Raw genomic sequence first — 13,101 nt, 5'->3', positions numbered from 1 at the left:
GTCAAAAATGGGGGGGCGCATCACCTGTCGGCCCTGCGCTGGATGCTGCTTGCTTGCGGGATTGCGGGTCAGTGCATGAGAAGGATTACAACATAGCGAAACCTGCGGTTTATTCCTTTTTGACCGGGCCGCGAAACAGAAATATGTGTTTTCGGCGGTCCAATCAGCATAGCTTGCCGAGCAGTGCAGCAATGCGAGTCGGGTGCGCCGCTTTGGGGCATTTTCACCAAGCTGGTGCGGATCGTGTCCGCCCGCCGGTCCGTCTCCGGGGCTGCATTCGTACAGGCCGTTCATCATCGGCACCGGCCTGCACGCCTCGCTGCACTGCCTGGGCAGAGCCTGCGGGGCTGCACCATGCTACTGCCGATGGCGCCCAATTTTGTGCCGAGAAGAGGGGGCAGATCGCCATAAGATTGCGAATTGGCGGGTCCGAAGACCGCCGCTCTGTGCCGCACCGGGTGCATCATCGCTGGGGTAGCGTTGCGGGCCCGGCCTGCGGACGGGCTCGGCAACGCAAGAAGGCTGGAAGACAGAAACCATTTATATGATTTGGCGGAGCAGGGTCGATCTACCTCGGACTTCATCCGCCTCGCCACCGTATCGACAAGGACACGCTGCATGACCACCGAAAGCACACTCCCGGCCAGTGAGGCCATCCAGACCACCCTGCGCCCCATGCGCCCGGAGGACCTGCCCAGTTGCCACGCCATGAGTCTGCACCTGTACTGGCCGCATCGACTGGCCGACTGGCAGTTCCATCATCAGGTCAGCAGCAGTTGGGCAGTCGAACTGGAACAGCCCGATGGCACGCGCAGCGTGGCCGGCAGCGGCATGCTCTGTCCGCTGGGTGAGGACTACGCCTCGCTGGGTCTGGTCATCATCACCGATGCCCTGCAAGGCCGGGGCCTGGGCCGTGCCATGATGCAGCGCCTGCTGCAGGACGCCGGGGCGCGCAATGTCATCCTCAATGCCACCGAGGCCGGACGCCCGCTCTATGAAAAGCTGGGCTTTGTCGTCACCGATACCCTGAGCCAGCACCAGAGCACCACCGCACGGGCCACTCCGGTGCTGGCGCCGGATGCCCGCATCCGTGCGCTGCGCAAGGAGGAATTGCCGCTCCTGCTGGCGCTGGATCGTCAGGCCAGCGGCATGGACCGCAGCGCCCTGCTGGAACCGCTGCTGGCGAGCTCGGAAGTGGCCGTGCTGGAACAGGCAGGCCAGGTCAAGGGCGTGGCCTATCTGCGCGAGTTCGGTCGTGGCCGCGTGATCGGTCCGGTCATCGCCAGCAATGTAGAGGATGCCAAGACACTCATCGCCCATTGGGTCAACGCCTGTCCGGGCGCCTATCTGCGCATCGACGTGCCGGGTCGTACCGGACTCAAGCCCTGGCTGGAGGAGATCGGCCTGACCTGCGTGGACAACGTGGTCAGCATGTGCCGTGGCACCCCGCCCGCACCTGCGACACAGTGGCGCACCTATTCCATGATCAACCAGGCACTGGGCTGAACGGCCCCGACAACACCACCATGACTTTTCTCTACAAGGCCGATCCGGTACGCGGCGCCGAATGGGCGCAACTGTTTGCCGAGAAGGCACCCGAACTGCCCTTCCAGATCTGGCCGCATGAAGGCGATGGCGCCAGCGTGCGCTATCTGGCCGCATGGACGCCGCCGGACGATATCGCGCAACGCTTCCCCAAGCTGGAAATCCTGTTCTCGGTGGGGGCCGGCATCGACCAGTTCGACATGTCCACCCTGCCGCCGGAGCTGCCCGTGGTGCGCATGACCGAGCCCGGCATTGCCGCCGGCATGGTGCAGTACGTGACGCACGCCGTGCTGGGCCTGCATCGCGACAGCCGCATTTACGCGCGCCAGCAGCGCGACCAGGTATGGCGCGCCCATCGCGTGCGCCCGGCCTCGGCCTGCCGCGTGGGCGTGCTGGGACTGGGCATGCTGGGTCGCGCAGTGCTGCAGCAGTTGCACGGGCTGGGCTTTCCCTGCGCAGGATGGAGCCGTTCGGCGCACCAGATGGACGGCATCGATTGCTACAGCGGCAGCGATGGCCTGCGTGACTTCCTGGCCCGCACCGATGTGCTGGTGTGTCTGGTGCCGCTGACCGAGGACACGCGCGGCCTGCTCAATGGCGCGCTGTTTGCGCAATTGCCGCGCGGAGCCGCCCTGGTCAACGTCGGACGCGGCGGCCATCTGGTGGAAGACGATCTGCTGGCCGCCTTGAATGACGGCCAGTTGAGCGCCGCCGTACTGGACGTGTGCGAGACCGAACCCTTGCCGCAGGGCCACCCGTTCTGGACGCATCCCGACATCGTGCTCACGCCCCACATCGCCAGCATGACCCAGCCCGATGGCGCCGTCGATGCGGTGCTGGAGAACCTGCGCCGCCATCGCGCGGGCCTGCCCCTGCTGGGGCTGATCGACCGCCGGCGCGGTTACTGAGTCCAACTGCCCCCGACCGGAGATGCCGCATGGCAAACAAAATGCCGAACGCCCCTGACACAACGGCACGCCATGCCGCCGGTCGCGGGCAGTTCGCGTCACCTCTCTGGCCAATGCGTTCTATCCTTGATGGCATGGCGAAGTGCGTCAGCGCCCCTTCCCTGCCCCCATTCACTTCCTGACCCTGAAGCCCCGACCATGAAGCTGGAATCCTACTGGACCGATTCTGCACCGCTGTTCATCTCCCCCACGCGCGAGCTGCCCAGGCAGGTCGACGTGGCCATCGTCGGCGGCGGCTTCACCGGCTTGTCGGCCGCGCTGGCGCTGGCAAAACGCGGCGCCTCGGTAGTCGTGCTGGAAGCCGGCCCGCACGTGGCCGCCGAAGCCTCGGGTCGCAACGGCGGCCACGTCAACAACGGTCTGGCGGTGGACTATGCGGAGGTCGCGGCCAAGGTCGGCGTGGAACGCGCGCGGGCCTGGTATCACGCCTATGACGACGCGGTCGATACGGTGGCGCGGCTGGTGGAGGAAGAACAGATAGCCTGCGATTTCCTGCGCCACGGCAAGCTCAAGATGGCCACCAAACCCTATCAGATGGAGGCCCTGCAACGCAGCGCCGACCGCCTCATCGCCGATGGCGTGGACAGTGACGTGGAAATCCTCGATGCGGCCCGCGTGCAGGCCGAGGTGCAGAGCGAGCGCTTCCATGGCGGACTGCTCTACAAACGCAGCGGCCAGATGCACATGGGCCGCTTCGCCTACGGCCTGGCCACGGCGGCAGAGCGCCACGGCGCGGCCATCCATACCGGCACCGAAGTGCGGCGACTGGAACGCATCGGTGACACGCACGCGCATCGCGTCCACACCGCGCGCGGCACCGTCATCGCCAAGCAGGTGCTGCTGGCCACCGGTGCCAGCCGTCACGGTGCCTATGGCAGCTTCGGCTGGCTACGCCGGCGCATCGTGCCCGTCGGCAGCTTCATCGTGGTGACCGAACCGCTGGGTGCCGAACGCGCTGCGGCCCTGCTGGCCAAGCAACGTACCTACACCACGGTGGCCAACATCCACCACTATTTCCGCATGACGCCCGATACCCGCCTGGTCTTTGGCGGACGGGCGCGCTTTGCGATTTCCAGCCCGCAATCCGATGCCGCCAGCGGCGAGATCCTGCGTCAGGGCCTGCACCAGACCTTCCCGCAACTGGGCCAGGTGCGCCTGGACTACTGCTGGGGCGGGCTGGTGGACATGACCCGCGACCGCCTGCCGCAAGCCGGTGAACGCGATGGCCTGTATTACTCCATGGGCTACAGCGGCCATGGCACCCAGATGTCGGTACACATGGGCCAGTGCATGGCGCGGGTGCTGGCCGGCGACACGCTGGCCAACCCCTGGCGTGAACGCGAGTGGCCGGCCATCCCCGGTCACTTCGGCCCGCCCTGGTTCCTGCCGGTGATCGGCCTGTATTACCAGATCAAGGACAAGTTGGCGTGATGACGCGCCGCCGGCTGCATTAACTTTTATTGAATGCTCGTTGATAGCTGCATTAACTTTTGCTGAATGCTCACCATGACCTCTCTGACTCTGACTCTGCAACGCCAGGACCTGATGCCCGGCACCCAACTGATCGGCGCCGAGTGGCGCGCTGCGGCCGATGGCCGTGTGCTGGAGGTGACCGACCCGGCCACCGGCCAGGTGTTCGCCACCGTCCCTGACGGCAGTGCTGCCGATGCCCGCGCCGCCGTCGATGCCGCCGTCGCCGCCTTCCCGGCCTGGCGTGCCACGCCGGCCAAGCAGCGCGCCACCATCATCAAGCGCTGGAACGACCTGCTGCTGGCGCACCAGGAAGACCTTGGTCGCCTGATCTCGCGCGAGCAGGGCAAGCCGCTGGCCGAAGCCAAGGGTGAAGTGGCCTATGCCGCCAGCTATGTGGAATGGTTCGGCGAGGAAGCCACGCGCGCCAATGGCGACATCATCCCGGCACCGGTCAGCGGTCGTCGCATGATGGCGCTGAAGGAACCGGTCGGTGTGGTGGCGGCCATCACGCCTTGGAATTTCCCGGCGGCGATGATCGCCCGCAAGATCGCCCCGGCCCTGGCTGCGGGCTGCACGGTGGTCTGCAAGCCGGCCGAGGATACGCCGCTGACCTCGCTGGCGTTGATCCGCCTGGCGCTGGAGGCAGGCGTGCCACCCGGCGTCATCAACATCGTGACCGCCTCGCGCGAACGCACCCCGGAAGTGGTCGACGTGTGGCTGGCCGACGGGCGCGTGCGCAAGATCAGCTTCACCGGATCGACCGCCGTGGGCAAGCACCTGGCGCGTCATTCGGCCGATACCTTGAAGAAGCTCTCGCTGGAACTGGGTGGCAATGCACCCTTCATCGTCTTTGACGATGCCGATGTCGATGCCGCCATCGATGGCGTGATGGCCGCCAAGTTCCGCAATGGCGGCCAGACCTGCGTGAGCCCCAATCGCATCTACGTGCAGGACAAGGTCTATGAAGCCTTCGTGGCCAAGCTGGGCGCGCGGGTCGCAGCGCTCAAGGTCGGTCCGGCCACCGATGCTGCCTCGCAGATCGGCCCCATGATCAATGCCCGCGCCATCGCCAAGATCGACCAGCACGTGCGCGATGCCATCGAACGGGGTGCGCGCGTGATCACCGGGGGCAAGCGCCTGCAGGGTCCCGGCTTTGAAAGCGACAACTACTACGCGCCTACCGTGCTGGCCAACGTCACCGGCGCGATGCAATGCAGCTGCGAAGAGACCTTCGGACCGGTGGCGCCCATTACCCGCTTCGCGACGGAAGAGGAAGTGATTGCCGCTGCCAATGCCACCCCCTTCGGCCTGGCATCGTATTTCTATTCGACCGATGTGCGCCGCATCCATCGTGTCACCGATGCGCTGGAAAGCGGTATCGTGGGCGTCAACGAAGGTGCGCTGGCGGCGGAATCCGCGCCCTTCGGCGGTGTGAAGGAATCCGGTTATGGCCGTGAAGGTTCGGTACATGGCCTGGATGATTACCTGCATACCAAATACGTTTGCCAGGGCCAGCTCTGAGGCAGGCTTTGCACTGCCGCCCCTCCCACTGAAACCAACAGGAGTCCCCATGCCCGCGCTGTCCACCCACGATCCCGAGACCGTCCGCGCGCCCTTGCCCGATCTGCTCTTGCGGCCCATGGCCGCAGATGACCTGGGCCACTGCCACCGGCTGTCGCTGCGCTTCAAGTGGCCGCACCGGCTGGAAGACTGGAGTTTCCTGCTGCAGATGGGGCAAGGCTACCTGCTCGAAAATACGGCATCGGATGCCCCGCTGCGCACGGTGGGCAGCGTGGTCTGCACCACCTATGGCGAGCACCACGCAGTCATTGGCATGTTGCTGGTGCAGGCTGAATTGCAGCGGCGCGGCCTCGGACGGCGGCTCATGCAGCACGCCGCCAGCCAGGTCAATGGCCGCAGCCTCATCGTCAATGCCACGGCTGCGGGCATGCCGCTCTACAAGCAACTGGGTTTCGTGCAGCAGGATGTGCTGCACCAGTTCCAGGGATCCTCGGCGCAACCGGTGCTGGTCTCGCTGCCACCGGGCGAGCGCGTGCGGCCGATGGGCAAGAATGACGTGCATCGCCTGCTGGAACTGGATGCCCAAGCCACCGGCATGGATCGCAGCAAGCTGCTGCTGGCCCTGCTGGAGATGTCCGAAGGCGTGGCACTGGACCGTGATGGCGAGATGCTGGGCTTTGCGCTGGTGCGCCGCTTCGGCCATGGACGCGTGATCGGGCCGGTGGTGGCACCGGACGCGGAACGTGCCAAGGGATTGATCGCGCACTGGATCAATACCTATTCGGATTCGTTCATCCGCATCGACGTATTCGAATCGAGCGGCCTGCCGGCCTGGTTCGACAAGCTGGGCCTGACCTGCGTGGACCACGTCACGCGCATGTGCAAGGGTGAAGCGCCGGCGCGCGATGCGGGCATGCAGCTGTTCTCCATCGTCAATCAGGCGCTGGGCTGAGGTGGTCGTGCTGCTGCCGCAGAAAATGCCGCAGCAGCGCGCAAAACCCATGAAGATGCTTTTTCAGCCCCGCATCTTGCGCATCGGCTGCGCGGCCGGGGGCATAGGATAGAACACATGCCGGTTGTGCCGTTTGCCTGCACGGCCTTGTTCAACGCATCTTCAGCGAGTCCATCTCTATGCAAACTTCCGCCCTGGCCGCGCTTGACCGCAGCCATCTGATCCACCCTGTTGCCAGCTTCCGCGAGCATGAAGAGCTGGGCCCCATCATCCTCAAGTCCGGCCAGGGTGCCTACCTGACCGACCACCAGGACAAGCAGTTGCTGGATGCCTTCTCGGGCCTGTGGTGCGTCAATACCGGCTATGGCCAGGAAAGCGTGATCCGCGCGGCCACCGAGCAGATGCAGCGCTTGCCGTACGCCACCGGCTATTTCCACTTCGCCTCGGAACCGGCCATCCTGCTGGCCAAGAAGCTGGTGGACATCAGCCCGGCATCGTTGAAGCACGTCTACTTCACGCTGGGCGGCTCGGATGCGGTGGATGCGGCCATTCGCTACATCACGCACTATCACAATTCCATCGGCAAGCCGGGCAAGAAGCATTTCATCTCGCTGCAACGTGGTTATCACGGCTCGTCTTCCGTGGGGGCGGGCCTGACGGCGCTGCCCAATTTCCATTTCAATTTCAACCTGCCGCTGCCGACCCAGCATTACCTGCCCTCGCCCTATCCCTACCGCAGCGAACTGCAGGGCGACGAAGCGATCATCGCGGCCTCGGTGCAATCGCTGCGCGAGAAGGTCGCTGAACTGGGCGCGGACAATGTGGCGGCCTTCTTCTGCGAACCGATCCAGGGCTCGGGTGGCGTGGTGGTGCCGCCCAAGGGTTGGTTGAAGGCCATGCAGCTGGCCTGCAATGCACTGGACATTCTGTTCGTGGTGGACGAAGTCATTACCGGTTTCGGCCGCACCGGTCCGATGTTCGCCTGCCTGGATGAGGACGTGCAGCCCGACCTGATGACCATGGCCAAGGGCCTGACCGCGGGTTACGCGCCCATGGGTGCGGTGATGATGTCGGACCGCATCTACAACGGCATCGCCGATGGCGCCCCGATGAGCACCGTGGTCGGCCATGGCCAGACCTACTCGGCCCATCCGGTCAGTGCGGCGGTGGCGCTGGAGGTCCTGCGGCTGTATGAGGAAGGCGGCCTGCTGGAAAACGGCCGTCGTCTGGAACCGGTGTTTGCCGGTGGCCTGCGCGCGCTGCTGGATCATCCGCTGGTGGGCGATGCCCGCAGCCGGGGCCTGCTGGGTGCGCTGGAACTGGTGGCCAACAAGACGACCAAGGCGCGCTTCGCGCCGGAACTGAAGCTGCATGATCGCATCTTCCAGGTGGCCTATCGGCACGGGCTGGTGTTCCGCGCCTTTGGCGACAACATCCTCGGCTTCGCACCGGCGCTGTGCTATACCGAAGACGATTTTGCGCTGATGTTTGCGCGTCTGCGGGCCATCCTCGATGAAGTGCTGGCCCAAGCCGAGGTTCGCCAGGCCGTGCGCTGAAGCGGCCAATGCGAGTATCGCCTCCTGCCCGATGGGGAAATCACGGCGGGAGGGGTTAAAATGCCCTGCTACATCCTGCCGGACTTCGCTGCGTGACACACGCGCGCAAGACCGGCAGGCTGAGTCGAATAACCCGAGGCAACATGATGACTAACGGCGCGTTGAAACTGGACCGGATCGATCTGAGGATTTTGTGTCACCTGCAGCAAAATAGCCGCATTACCAATGTAATCCTGGCCGACGCCGTCGGCCTCTCCCCCAGCCCCTGCCTGATCCGCGTCAAGCGCCTGGAGAAGGCTGGCTACATCAGCGGCTATGGCGCCTATATCCGCCTGGAAAAGCTGGCCGACGTCCAGATCGTCTTCACCGAAGTGACGCTGTCGGACCATCGCCGCGAAGACTTCGCCAAGTTCGAAGCCACCATCCGCAATGTCGATGAGATCATCGAATGCCATCTGGTCAGCGGTGGCTATGACTACCTGCTCAAGTTCATGACCCGCAGCGTGGTGCACTACCAGAGCGTGATCGAGTCGCTGCTGGAACAGAACCTGCGCATCGAAAAGTATTTCAGCTACATCGTCATCAAGTCGCCGTTCATCAAGCACCACTACCCGCTGGAAAAGTTCATCCAGACCTGAGTCCGCTGGCGGGCCATCGCCCGTTGGCGGGCCGCGCGGCCCCTTCTGCGCAAGTTCCTTCACTTCGCCCCGCAAGCGCCGTCCCCGCGCGCCTGCCCCTGGCGGCTGCCTGAGCCGCCATCACGACAGGCCGCAACGGCCCGCTTGCAGCATCTCCATCCAATCTCCACAAAACCCCCCGGAAATCCCCACCATCGGTCAGCAAACTGCCCTTTACTTTTGTAAAGATGCGCCGTTAACCTTCGGGTGTGCTGACGGACCGTCAGTTTCTCAAATTACAAGAAAATCATCGTTATTCAGGGGTCAACATGGCAACTTCCACGGGGACGGTATCGACATCGGCCGGTCCGCTTGACGTCGCGACGCTGGTCAATCAGCTCATTGCGGTGGAGAGCAAATCCAGACTCACACCACTGAAGGCCAAGGAAAGCGGGTTCAATACGCTCATCTCCGCCTATGGTTCGCTCAAGAATGCGCTATCGAGCTACCAGAGTGCGTTGAAGCTCATGACGGCAGCCAGCTTCAGCGCCCAGAAGACCACCGTCTCCAACGCCGGCGCCGGCAGCAACCTGACCACCGATCCGTTCACGGCCGAGGCCAACAGCGACGATTCGACCAAGGTCCTGGCGCAGAAGCTCAAATCCGGCGGCTATGCCAGCGGCACCACCTTCAATGCCGGCGACTCCATCGCCATCAAGGTCGGCACCGGCTCGCCCCGCTTCATCACCTTGCAGGCCAATGCCACGCTGGCCGGGGTGCGTGACGCCATCAACGCCGCCAAGGCGGGCGTGTCGGCCTCCATCGTGACCGATGGCAGCGGCGCCCATCTGGTGCTGGAAGCCAATACCGGCGGCACGGCCAACACCATCAAGCTCACGGCCAACAACTCGCTGGCGGGGCTGAACTACGACCCGGCGGTCGCGGGCTCGGTCACCCAGATCCAGGCCCCGCGCGACGCCACCAAGGCCGCCGCCGGCAAGTACAGCATCGGCGTGAACCAGCTGGCGCAGGCGGTCAAGGTCAGTTCGGCCGGCATCGCACCGGGCACGACCTTCGACAATGGCGTGCTGGCCATCAAGACCGGCAACGGCTCGACCACCCTGATCCAGCCCAAGTCCAACACCTTGGCCGGCGTGCGCGACGCCATCAATGCCAGCGAGGCGGGCGTGAATGCGGCCATCGTCAGCGACGGCAGCAACGACCACCTGGCGCTGACCGCCAAGGACAGCGGTGCGGCCAACAGCCTGCGGGTGAGCGGCACGGGCAATTTCGCGGTGTTCAACTTCGACCCGAGCGGCACCGTCACCACCACCGGCGTGGCGACCAACCAGACCTATGGCACGGGCAGCCTGACGCTGCAGGTGGGCAGCACGTCCTTCACCATCACCCCGAGCGATCTCGACAACAGCGGCGCGATCGGACTGAACGACGTGATGAAGGCCATCAACGATGCCGGCACCGGGGTCACCGCCAGCATCAGCAATGACGGCAGCAAGGACCATCTGGTGCTGACCCCGGCCGGCAATGCGCCCATCAAGCTGGTCGGCAGCAATGACTACGCCGACCTGGCCGGCAGCAGCATGGGGCAGTTGGCCAAGGCGCAGGATGCCCGGCTGACCATCGATGGCGTGGCCGTGACCAGCACCACCAACAAGGTCAGCAATGCGATTTCGGGGGTGACGCTCAATCTGACCAAGCTCACCACCCCGGCCGACGACTTTTCGCTGTCCGTCACCAACGACACCAGCGGTCTGACCACGGCGGCCAACAGTTTCGTGAGCGCCTACAATACGCTGGCCAAGGCGGTCGCCAACCTCACCAGGCAGACCCCGTCCACCACCAAGGGCCAGGCCAGTACCGGCTCCCCGCTGGCAGCCGAGTCCTCGGTACTGAGCATGATGGCGCAGATCCGCAGCACCATGCTGGGTGCACTGGGCGCGGACGGTCGCATGAATCTCTCGCTGGTGGGGATCTCGTTCCAGAAGGATGGCACGCTGGCGCTGGAGGCCAGCAAGCTGACGGCGGCGGGCAACAAGGATTTCGAGGCGGTCAGCAATCTCTTCAGCGGCGCCGGCGGCGTGGTACCCAAGCTGCAGAAGGTGATGGACAGCATCCTCGGCGACAGCGGCACGCTGGCCGCCAAGACCCGCGGGCTGCAGGACAGCCTCAAGATCGTGACCGACCAGCAGAGCGCCGCCAATACACGACTGCAGAACCTGAAGGACAACTACACCAACCAGTTCAACCGGCTCAATCTCACGCTGGCGACCATGCAGTCGCGGCAAAGCTATCTGACGCAGCAGCTGGCGAAGTTGTCCAAGTCGTCGTGATGAACAGGGTCGCGCCAGATGGCGTGGCCGGGGAAGCGGTGACACCCGTTTGCAGGGAGCGTGTCGCCGCTGCATCGAAGAAATCCCAAGTTGCTCCGCTTTATCCGAAGCCCAATGGAAAAACCCCGCTGCAAGCGGGGTTCGTCGTTAAACTTTCGTATGTCCTCGGGGGGAAGCTTGCGCTAACAGATCCCGGGGCTCGCGTGGCGACTATAGGGGCAAACGGGTGCGATGTCAATTCAGGCACAGATAGCGGAAATCCACCGGGCACTCTCGCCCGCCCGCATATCGACCTACGCGGCCGCAACCCGCTGCCACGGACCGGACGCCCCTGCCGCACTCAATCTCTACCTGTGGAACGCGCAGGTATCCGCTGCTTTCCTGATGCCCCTGCACTTGTGTGAAGTCGTGCTGCGCAATGCCGTGGACGATGCACTTGGGGCCAAATACGGTGCTGCATGGCCATGGGCCTTCGCCTTTGAAAAAAGCTTGCCGGCCAGCTCGATCGCGTATGGTGCGCGCCATGATTTGGTCAAGGCCCGCAAAGGACTGCAGATCGGGCAGACCGGCAAAGTGATTGCGGAACTCAAGTTCGTCTTCTGGCAACGCATGTTCGCGGCACGGCATGATGGAAGGCTATGGAACCCTCACCTGCGACGCGTCTTCCCGCATCTCGATGCGCACCGCTCAGTGGCACAACATCGCAAGGCCATCCATGATGCACTGGAAACGATCCGGCAATTGCGTAACCGCATCGCCCATCACGAACCGATATTCCATCGTGCGCTGGAGGCCGAGTATCGATTGATCGGCCAACTGATCGCGTGGCGCTCACCACAGACCTTCCGCTGGATGCAGCAGCACCAGCAAATCACCACCTGGCTGGCCGCCCGTCCATAGATGGCGCGGTATCGTTATACTGGTTGTCTACCTCATGACGACAACAAGCACCTTGCAGCGTGCAAACCAGGAATGGAGACACAGTGACCGCCCTCAACTACCTCGATGACTTCCAACCCGGCCAGGTATTGCGCTCGCCGGGCACGCTCACCGTGAGCGCCGAAGAGATCAAGCAGTTCGCCCAACAATACGATCCCCAACCCTTCCACCTCGACGAAGCGGCGGCGCAGCAGACTTTCTTCCGCGGCCTGGCCGCCAGCGGCTGGCATACCGCCGCGCTGACCATGCGCCTGCTGGTCGATACCCTGCACATCCAGGGCGGCATCATCGGTGCCGGCTTCGATGAATTCCGCTGGCCGCGTCCGACACGTCCGGGCGATGTGCTGCGTCTTGAAGCGGAAGTGCTGGGCATCAAGACCTCGCAATCCAAGCCGCAGCAGGGTTTCCTCAATCATCGTGTGACCACCTACAACCAGCACGACGAAGCCGTGCTCATCATGACCGGCAACCTGCTGGTACCGCGCCGCAGCCCGGGCTGAACGCTTACGCGGCGTCGGGCTGCCGTGCCGGATGCGCCTGCTCGAAAGCGGGCAGCGCATTGCAGGCAGCCTCGATGGCGCACAGCGTCGGGTACGGTGCCATGTCCACTTCGAAACGGCGTGCGTTGAAGATCTGCGGAACCAGGAAGCAATCGGCCATGGTCGGCGCATCCCCCACGCAGAAATGGCCGCGCGTGGTGTCGGCCGCCAGTTGCTGCTCCAGCGCCGTGAAACCAAGCTTGATCCAGTGCTGGATCCAGGCCGTCTTCTGCGCTTCATCCACTGCAAGCGTGTGCTTGAGATAACGCAGTACACGCAGATTGTTCAGCGGATGAATCTCGCAGGCGATGGCCAGCGAGAGCTCTCGGATGTGCGCGCGCGCAAAGGCGTCGCCAGGCAACAGCGATGGCGTGGGATAGCGCTCGTCCAGATACTCCAGCATCGCCATCGATTGCGTGAGCAGCTTGCCCTGGTCGGCCAGCACCGGAACCAGCGCATGCGGATTCAATTGCGTGAAGGCGGGCAGCAACTGCTCACCGCCCTGGTTCAACAGATGCACGGCCGCCGTCTCGTAGGCCACGCCCTTGAGATTGAGCGCGATGCGCACGCGATAGGAGGCCGAGCTGCGGAAATAGCTGTAGAGAGTCGTCATGCGCTTGCTTGCTCCAGAAAAGAAGAT

General features: G+C 64.1%; 11 protein-coding genes. 10 read left to right on the top strand and 1 reads right to left on the bottom strand.

Annotated elements, in window-relative coordinates; translation table 11 throughout:
- The first annotated feature begins 618 nt into the window (after positions 1 to 618).
- The 10 genes from GWL_RS02400 to GWL_RS02355 all read left to right on the top strand — a co-directional run bounded on the left by GWL_RS02400 (position 619) and on the right by GWL_RS02355 (position 12,422).
- The gene (locus GWL_RS02400; protein WP_008326282.1) at positions 619 to 1,506 is read left to right on the top strand and encodes a GNAT family N-acetyltransferase; all 888 of its coding nucleotides are present in this window, start codon (positions 619 to 621) and stop codon (positions 1,504 to 1,506) included.
- Positions 1,507 to 1,526: 20 nt separating this feature from the next.
- Positions 1,527 to 2,453: a glyoxylate/hydroxypyruvate reductase A gene (locus GWL_RS02395; RefSeq protein ID WP_008326278.1), complete on the top strand. Its 927-nt coding sequence runs from the start codon at positions 1,527 to 1,529 to the stop codon at positions 2,451 to 2,453.
- 198 nt (positions 2,454 to 2,651) lie between these two features.
- Positions 2,652 to 3,944, top strand: coding sequence for an FAD-binding oxidoreductase (locus tag GWL_RS02390; protein ID WP_008326275.1), 1,293 nt, complete (start codon positions 2,652 to 2,654; stop codon positions 3,942 to 3,944).
- 66 nt (positions 3,945 to 4,010) lie between these two features.
- Positions 4,011 to 5,507, top strand: a complete 1,497-nt coding sequence (locus GWL_RS02385; protein WP_008326274.1) for an NAD-dependent succinate-semialdehyde dehydrogenase — start codon at positions 4,011 to 4,013, stop codon at positions 5,505 to 5,507.
- A 49-nt stretch (positions 5,508 to 5,556) separates the two neighbouring features.
- Complete coding sequence (locus GWL_RS02380) at positions 5,557 to 6,459, top strand: GNAT family N-acetyltransferase (RefSeq protein ID WP_008326272.1); 903 nt, start codon at positions 5,557 to 5,559, stop codon at positions 6,457 to 6,459.
- 179 nt (positions 6,460 to 6,638) lie between these two features.
- The gene (locus GWL_RS02375) at positions 6,639 to 8,015 is read left to right on the top strand and encodes an aspartate aminotransferase family protein (protein ID WP_008326268.1); all 1,377 of its coding nucleotides are present in this window, start codon (positions 6,639 to 6,641) and stop codon (positions 8,013 to 8,015) included.
- Between the two features lie 143 nt (positions 8,016 to 8,158).
- On the top strand, positions 8,159 to 8,653 hold the full coding sequence (locus GWL_RS02370) for an Lrp/AsnC family transcriptional regulator (RefSeq protein ID WP_081486017.1): 495 nt from the start codon (positions 8,159 to 8,161) through the stop codon (positions 8,651 to 8,653).
- A gap of 308 nt (positions 8,654 to 8,961) precedes the next feature.
- The gene (fliD, locus tag GWL_RS02365) at positions 8,962 to 10,983 is read left to right on the top strand and encodes a flagellar filament capping protein FliD (protein ID WP_034349849.1); all 2,022 of its coding nucleotides are present in this window, start codon (positions 8,962 to 8,964) and stop codon (positions 10,981 to 10,983) included.
- Positions 10,984 to 11,214: 231 nt separating this feature from the next.
- Positions 11,215 to 11,883, top strand: a complete 669-nt coding sequence (locus GWL_RS23800) for a hypothetical protein (RefSeq protein ID WP_034349848.1) — start codon at positions 11,215 to 11,217, stop codon at positions 11,881 to 11,883.
- A gap of 83 nt (positions 11,884 to 11,966) precedes the next feature.
- Positions 11,967 to 12,422: a MaoC family dehydratase gene (locus GWL_RS02355; protein WP_008326263.1), complete on the top strand. Its 456-nt coding sequence runs from the start codon at positions 11,967 to 11,969 to the stop codon at positions 12,420 to 12,422.
- 4 nt (positions 12,423 to 12,426) lie between these two features.
- Here the strand turns inward: GWL_RS02355 and maiA are convergent, their stop codons facing one another.
- Positions 12,427 to 13,074 (bottom strand): maleylacetoacetate isomerase, encoded by a 648-nt coding sequence (gene maiA / locus GWL_RS02350; protein ID WP_008326254.1) that lies wholly within the window; start codon positions 13,072 to 13,074, stop codon positions 12,427 to 12,429.
- Positions 13,075 to 13,101 lie beyond the last annotated feature (27 nt).

The sequence above is a fragment of the Herbaspirillum sp. GW103 genome, assembly GCF_000261365.1.
In the GTDB taxonomy this organism is placed as follows: Bacteria; Pseudomonadota; Gammaproteobacteria; order Burkholderiales; family Burkholderiaceae_D; genus Herbaspirillum.
Note: the sequence above shows the minus strand (reverse complement) of the source record. Positions and strands in the feature narration are given on the sequence as shown.

Excerpts from the sequence above, each read along its gene's own strand:
- GWL_RS02370 (WP_081486017.1), top strand. The coding sequence starts at position 8,159 with ATGATGACTAACGGCGCGTTGAAACTGGACCGGATCGATCTGAGGATT.
- GWL_RS02375 (WP_008326268.1), top strand. The coding sequence starts at position 6,639 with ATGCAAACTTCCGCCCTGGCCGCGCTTGACCGCAGCCATCTGATCCAC.
- GWL_RS02380 (WP_008326272.1), top strand. The coding sequence starts at position 5,557 with ATGCCCGCGCTGTCCACCCACGATCCCGAGACCGTCCGCGCGCCCTTG.
- GWL_RS02400 (WP_008326282.1), top strand. The coding sequence starts at position 619 with ATGACCACCGAAAGCACACTCCCGGCCAGTGAGGCCATCCAGACCACC.
- GWL_RS02385 (WP_008326274.1), top strand. The coding sequence starts at position 4,011 with ATGCTCACCATGACCTCTCTGACTCTGACTCTGCAACGCCAGGACCTG.
- maiA (WP_008326254.1), bottom strand. The coding sequence starts at position 13,074 with ATGACGACTCTCTACAGCTATTTCCGCAGCTCGGCCTCCTATCGCGTG.
- GWL_RS02395 (WP_008326278.1), top strand. The coding sequence starts at position 1,527 with ATGACTTTTCTCTACAAGGCCGATCCGGTACGCGGCGCCGAATGGGCG.
- GWL_RS23800 (WP_034349848.1), top strand. The coding sequence starts at position 11,215 with ATGTCAATTCAGGCACAGATAGCGGAAATCCACCGGGCACTCTCGCCC.
- GWL_RS02390 (WP_008326275.1), top strand. The coding sequence starts at position 2,652 with ATGAAGCTGGAATCCTACTGGACCGATTCTGCACCGCTGTTCATCTCC.
- fliD (WP_034349849.1), top strand. The coding sequence starts at position 8,962 with ATGGCAACTTCCACGGGGACGGTATCGACATCGGCCGGTCCGCTTGAC.